Source organism: Streptomyces sp. NPDC048111, assembly GCF_043202815.1.
Taxonomy (GTDB): Bacteria; Actinomycetota; Actinomycetes; order Streptomycetales; family Streptomycetaceae; genus Streptomyces.
The window spans coordinates 1-6,207 of sequence record NZ_JBIDBD010000065.1 but is presented as its reverse complement, the minus strand read 5'-3'; the positions used below and the strand labels follow the sequence as shown (position 1 = coordinate 6,207).

Genomic DNA, 6,207 nt, shown 5'->3' with positions numbered 1-6,207 from the left:
CTCCGCCCCTCGGACCCCGGCGGGGGCTGCGCCCCCTGCACCCCCCTATCGCGCCTGAACGGCGCTCGTCCTCAAACGCCGGACGGGCTGAGGTGCCCGGCGCGGACCAGCACCGGTGCTGCTTAGGGGCGCGGGGAACTGCGCGAGAAGCGTCCACGGTCCGCAGATGACCGGGGGTTGAGGGGCGCGGGGAACTGCGCGAAGAAGGCCGGTACGCGCATGCTGGCCCGCACCGGTCCCGCCAGGGGCGCGGGGAACTGCGCGAGAAGCGACCACGGTCCGCAGATGACCGGGGGTTGAGGGGCGCGGGGAACTGGGCAAACCCCGGCCACCCCCAGCCCCGCCAGGGGCGCGGGGAACTGCGCGAAAAGCGACCACGGTCCGCAGGCGACCGGGGGGTTGAGCGGCGCCGGTATCCGCCCGGCCCGGGCCGGAGGAGACCCCCTGGGGCCGCGTGGAACCGCGCAAAAAGCGAGGGGCACCCCGCCCGCGGGGCCCGGGGCGGAGCTCCGGGGAGGTTGGGGGTGGGCGGGGTCATATGGCGAACCCCGGGTCCCGCCATCCGGACAGGGTGTCCAGATGGCGGAGCCACGGCGTACGCTCGAACCGAGGCACCCATCCCCCGCACCCCCGGGGGCCCACCCCACGAGGAGACGAGCGACGATGCCCGAGCTGAGGTCCCGCACAGTCACCCACGGCCGCAACATGGCAGGCGCCCGCGCCCTCATGCGAGCCTCCGGTGTAGCGAGCGAGGACATCGGCAAGCCGATCATCGCCGTGGCGAACAGCTTCACCGAGTTCGTGCCGGGCCACACCCACCTCGCCCCGGTGGGCCGCATCGTCAGCGAGGCGATCCTCGCCGCCGGCGCCGTGCCGCGCGAGTTCAACACCATCGCCGTGGACGACGGCATCGCGATGGGCCACGGCGGCATGCTCTACAGCCTCCCCTCCCGCGACCTCATCGCGGACAGCGTGGAGTACATGGTCGAGGCCCACTGCGCCGACGCCCTGATCTGCATCTCCAACTGCGACAAGATCACCCCCGGCATGCTGATGGCGGCGCTCCGCCTCAACATCCCCACCGTCTTCGTCTCCGGCGGCCCCATGGAGTCGGGCCGCGCGACGCTGGTCGACGGCACGGTCCGCACCCTCGACCTGGTCGACGCGATCTCGGACGCCGTCAACGACAAGATCTCCGACGCGGACATCCTCCGCATCGAGGAGAACGCCTGCCCCACCTGCGGCTCCTGTTCCGGCATGTTCACCGCCAACTCGATGAACTGCCTGACCGAGGCCATCGGCCTGAGCCTGCCGGGCAACGGCTCGGTCCTCGCCACCCACACCGCCCGCCGCGCCCTGTACGAGAACGCGGCCCGCACGGTCGTCGAGATCACCAAGCGCCACTACGAGCAGGACGACCACACCGTCCTGCCCCGCTCCATCGCCACCCGCGCCGCGTTCGAGAACGCGATGGCGCTCGACATCGCGATGGGCGGCTCCACCAACACGATCCTGCACCTGCTGGCCGCCGCCCAGGAGGCCGAACTCGACTACGGCCTGAGCGACATGGACGCCGTCAGCCGCCGCGTCCCGTGCCTGGCCAAGGTCGCCCCCAACGTGGCGAAGGACCGCACGTACTACATGGAGGACGTGCACCGCGCCGGCGGCATCCCCGCGATCCTCGGCGAGCTGTACCGCGCGGGCCTGCTCAACGAGGACGTCCACACCGTGCACTCCCCGTCCATCAAGGAATGGCTCGACGCGTGGGACGTGCGCGGCGGCTCCCCGGCCCCCGAGGCCGTCGAGCTGTGGCACGCGGCGCCCGGCTGCGTCCGCTCGGCCACCGCCTTCTCGCAGTCCGAGCGCTGGGACACCCTGGACACCGACGCCGCCGAGGGCTGCATCCGGGACGCGGCCCACGCGTACAGCAAGGACGGCGGCCTCGCGGTCCTGCGTGGCAACCTCGCCGAGGACGGCTGCGTCGTGAAGACGGCGGGCGTCGACGAGTCGATCTGGACGTTCGAGGGCCCGGCCGTTGTCTGCGAGTCGCAGGAACAGGCCGTCGACAAGATCCTCACCAAGCAGATCACCCACGGCGACGTCGTGGTGATCCGCTACGAGGGCCCCAAGGGCGGCCCCGGCATGCAGGAGATGCTCTACCCGACGTCCTTCCTCAAGGGACGCGGCCTCGGCAAGACCTGCGCGCTGATCACCGACGGCCGGTTCTCCGGCGGCACGTCCGGCCTGTCCATCGGCCACGCCTCGCCCGAGGCGGCGTCCGGCGGCACGATCGCCCTGGTCGAGGACGGCGACCGCATCCGGATCGACATCCCCAACCGTACGATCGAACTCCTGGTCCCCGAGGTCGAGTTGGAGCAGCGGCGCGCGGCGCTCGGCGGGGTGTACGCCCCGAAGGGCCGCGAGCGCAAGGTGTCCGCCGCGCTGCGCGCCTACGCGGCGATGGCCACCAGCGCCGACCGGGGCGCGGTCCGCGACGTGTCGAAGCTGGGCTGACCGGCCAACCCCGCCCGGGCCACCCGGGCTCCGCCACCCGGGCTCACCGGGCCCGAGCGGGCGCCCAGCAGCCCCCACCCGGGCGCCTCACCAACTGGCGACGTCACGGGGATCGACCCCGAACACCGACCCGTCCGGGGCGGCGGCGTACACCCGCCCCCCGGCGGCGACCGGGGCCGCGAGCGCGGGCGTGAAGGTGTAACGCCCTTGATTCATACGGGGGTTGGTCTGACCCACCAGGACGCCCCGGCCCGCGTCGAAGGCCAGCAGTCTGCCGTCCGCGCCGGTCAGGAACACCTGTCCGCCCGAGGCGACGGGCCGCGAGGCGCGGGCGACGCCCGTGTCGAGCCGCCACGCCTCACCGCCGCGCGCGGCGTCGACCGCCACCAGCGACCCGCCCGCCCCGAAGAGATAGACGCGGTCCCCGTCCACCCCGGCCTGCGCCTGGTCGAGCGGTGCGGAGAGCGGGCTGCGGCGGAACGCGCGGGTGGCCGTGTCGAGCCGTACGACCGCCGAGGTGAACCCGGCGGAGTCGGTCGCGAGCAGCACCAGGGCCCGGGGCCCGCCGGAGCCGCCCCCGTCCCCGCCCCCGCTCGCGACGGGCCGCAGCCGCCCCGCCGTACGCACCTGCCACCGCACCGATCCACTCGCGGGATCGACGGCGGCGACGGAGGTGGAAGTGCCGTCGGGGGACGGCGTGACGACATAGGCCGCCCCCGTCGTCATCCCGGTCCCAGCCCCAGCCCCCACACCCGCACCCACCCCCACCGCCCACTGCGACCGGCCGCCGCCCAGAACCTTGCGCCACATCTCCTTGCCCGTACCGGAGTTGAGCGCCGTGACATGCCCGTCCGCCGTGGTGAGCAGCACGACGGCGCCGGCCGGACGCACCCCCGAGTACGCCGACACGTCGGCGGACCACACCGGTCTGCCGCTCCCGGCGTCGTACGCCCGCAGCGGTCCGCCCGGGGTCCTGGCCAGTACCCGTCCGCCGGCCACGACGGGCGCGTAGTCGTCGGAGAGCAGCTGCCCGGCGGCCCCGGACACCGACCACAGCGTCTTCCCGCTCCTGCCGTCGAGCCGGGCCAGGGCGACACCGGGCGCGGAGCAGTACAGCGCGTCGCCGCCGTCGGCGCCGGTGCAGAAGGCCGTACGGTTCCCGCCGCCGGGGCCGCTCCCGCTCCCGGGGCCGTCGCCGGGGCTGGTACCGGAAGCCGCGGACGCCGCCCCCAACCGCACGCTCCAGGGCCGGAAGGCAGCGGGTTGCGGCTGCTCGGGGGCGGAGGCCACGGCCGTCCCGGTGCCGTCCGGAAGCGACCGCACGGCGACCATCCCGGCGCCGACGACCCCGAGCAGCGCGAGCGATCCGAGGACGGCGCGTCGACCGGCCCCCCGCAACCGCCACCGCGACGAGCCCCCGGAGCCCCCCGCACCGTCACCGTCACCCGCACCCTCACCGTCGAGAGCCCCGTCGGAGCCCGCGAGGGATTCACGGTGGCCGGGGTCGGCCAATGAACCCACGGGCTGCCGGAACACCTGGGTCGTGATCCGCGCCTCGGACCCGTACGCGGCGGACCGCAGCGCGGCGAGGAGGCCGTCGGGGGTGGGCCGGGCGGCGGGATCCTTGGCGAGGCAGTCGCGCAGGACGGGCACGAGGTCCTCGGGCACCCCGTCCAAGTCGGGCTCGTTGTGGACGACTTGATAGGCGACGATGTAGTGCGAATCGGAGTCGAAGGGCCCGCGCCCGGTGGCGGCGTGCACGAGCACCGCGCCCATCGCGAACACATCGGCGGCGGGCCCGACTTCACGCGGACGCTGGAACTGCTCGGGCGCCATGAAGGGCGGGGTCCCGATCAACTTGCCGGTCTCGGTGCGCAGATCACTGTCGTACGGGCGCGAGATCCCGAAGTCGATGACCTTGGGCCCGTCGGAGGCGAGCAGCACATTGCTCGGCTTCAGGTCGCGGTGGACCACCCCGGCCCGGTGGATGTCGCGCAGCGCCTCCGCGAGCCCCGCCCCCAGCCGGCGCACCTCGGCGGCGGAGAGCGGACCGCTGTCCTTGACGCGCTCGGCGAGAGTGGGCCCGGGGACGTGCAGGGTGGCCATCCAGGGCCGCTCGGCGTCGGGGTCGGCGTCGACCACGGAGGCGGTGAACGCCCCGCTCACCCGCCGCGCCGCCGAGACCTCCTGCCGGAACCGGGCCCGGAACTCGGGATCGGCGGCGTGCTGGGCGTGCACGACCTTGACGGCGAGCCGCATGCCGGACGGCGACGTGGCCAGGTGCACCACACCCATGCCACCCGAGCCGATGACCGATTCCAGCCGGTAGGCGCCGACGGATTCCGGATCCCCGGCGCCCGGCGCCCCGAACCCGATACTGCGCGGCGACGCCATGACCCACCCCCATGTGTCCGTTGTCCGCACGCGTCCGACGGAGCCTAGTCGATGGGGCATGTCGTCCCGATGGGGCTTGCTAGCCTGCGTGTTGCACGCAGAGTGAAGCCAATGGGGGAGTTGGGCATGACCGCGGAATCGGCTGAAACAGCTATGGCGTCATCACTGGGCACGCACCGCTACCCGGTGGCCCCCGGCTGCGAACTGAACGTACGCAGCGGCCCCGGAACGGGGTACTCGATCGTCGACGTCCTGCCCCTGGGGGCAACGGTCCCGATCAACTGCCAGACCCCGGGCACGCGCGTCACGGGCCCGTACGGCACGTCGACCATCTGGGACAACATCGGCAACGGGAGGTTCGTCGCCGACGCGTACGTGAAGACGGGCAGCGACGGCTACGTGGCTCCGCGCTGCGGTTAGCGGAACGGGCCGGCGGCGTGACGGCCGGGCGGCGCCCCGCCGGGCAGGCCCCGAGCGCCGCCGGGGGCCCGAGCGCCGCCCCGGGGGATAATCGACCCCATGAGCGAGAACAAGGGCGACGGCGGGAGCGACGCGGCCGAGGCCGCGGGGGCCAAGCGGAACGGGGCCGCGAAGGCGCTGCCGACCGGTCCGCAGCCCGAGCCCATCCGCTTCTTCGGCACGACGTGGGTGAACCACGACCACGGCTACGCCCTGCGCCGGGTCGGCGTGTCGATCGGCTCGCTGGCCGCGGCGGTGGCGGCCTGCTTCGTGCTGCGTTTCGCGTACGAGGGCCTGCAGCTGGCGGACACGGGCGCGTTCGTGAACGTGCTGGTGGTGGTGATGTTCGCGATCTGCAGCGCGCTGGCGTTCCGCAAGACGTGGGAGGGCTTCACGACCCGCCCCGCGGACCCGGAGGCGGACCGCTCCCTGCAGGGCCTGAAGACGATCGGCTTCATCGGCTCCCTGCTGGCGTACTTCGTCCGCACCTTCAGCGAGGCCCCGGGCGAAGCCCTGCACCGAGCAGAACACGAAGCGGCCCAAGCCCGCCACACCCGCCGCAAGCAGGCCCCCCGCTCCCCCCGAAAACGCCCCAAGAAATAACCCACCCATACCCCGAGCCCCCGAGCAGGCCCGGGGTACGCCCTGGTCTCCGAGCAGCCCCCGGTCGTGTGCGGGTCGTGGTCGCTTTTCGCGCAGTTCCCCGCGCCCCTTGGCGGCACGGTGCTGGCCAGCATGCGCATCTTCAGCCCGTCCGGCGTTTGAGGACGAGCGCCGTTCAGGCGCGATCGGGGTTCGGGGCGGAGCCCCGAGCAGGGGTGCAGGGGGCGGAGCCCCCGC

Annotated in this window: 4 protein-coding genes; 3 read left to right on the top strand and 1 reads right to left on the bottom strand. The window is 73.7% G+C overall.

Going from position 1 to position 6,207, the window contains the following annotated elements; translation table 11 throughout:
• The first annotated feature begins 663 nt into the window (after window positions 1-663).
• Window positions 664-2,514 carry a dihydroxy-acid dehydratase gene (gene ilvD, locus ACGF3I_RS35145; protein WP_393139387.1) on the top strand — a complete coding sequence of 617 codons (1,851 nt, stop codon included), beginning with the start codon at window positions 664-666 and terminating at the stop codon, window positions 2,512-2,514.
• Window positions 2,515-2,601: 87 nt separating this feature from the next.
• On the opposite strand, the gene ACGF3I_RS35140 is transcribed toward ilvD, so the two are convergent.
• A complete protein-coding gene (locus ACGF3I_RS35140) occupies window positions 2,602-4,908 on the bottom strand; it encodes a PQQ-binding-like beta-propeller repeat protein (RefSeq protein ID WP_393139385.1) in 2,307 nt (768 codons plus the stop codon).
• 126 nt (window positions 4,909-5,034) lie between these two features.
• On the opposite strand from ACGF3I_RS35140, the gene ACGF3I_RS35135 reads away from it, so the two are divergent.
• Together ACGF3I_RS35135 and ACGF3I_RS35130 are read left to right on the top strand one after the other, a co-directional pair.
• Window positions 5,035-5,328 (top strand): hypothetical protein, encoded by a 294-nt coding sequence (locus tag ACGF3I_RS35135; RefSeq protein ID WP_393139384.1) that lies wholly within the window; start codon window positions 5,035-5,037, stop codon window positions 5,326-5,328.
• A gap of 99 nt (window positions 5,329-5,427) precedes the next feature.
• A complete protein-coding gene (locus ACGF3I_RS35130; RefSeq protein ID WP_393139382.1) occupies window positions 5,428-5,970 on the top strand; it encodes a hypothetical protein in 543 nt (180 codons plus the stop codon).
• Window positions 5,971-6,207: the final 237 nt, after the last annotated feature.

Bases quoted from the DNA above. Each gene is read 5' to 3' on its own strand.
- ACGF3I_RS35140 (WP_393139385.1), bottom strand. From the start codon at position 4,908: ATGGCGTCGCCGCGCAGTATCGGGTTCGGGGCGCCGGGCGCCGGGGAT.
- ilvD (WP_393139387.1), top strand. From the start codon at position 664: ATGCCCGAGCTGAGGTCCCGCACAGTCACCCACGGCCGCAACATGGCA.
- ACGF3I_RS35135 (WP_393139384.1), top strand. From the start codon at position 5,035: ATGACCGCGGAATCGGCTGAAACAGCTATGGCGTCATCACTGGGCACG.
- ACGF3I_RS35130 (WP_393139382.1), top strand. From the start codon at position 5,428: ATGAGCGAGAACAAGGGCGACGGCGGGAGCGACGCGGCCGAGGCCGCG.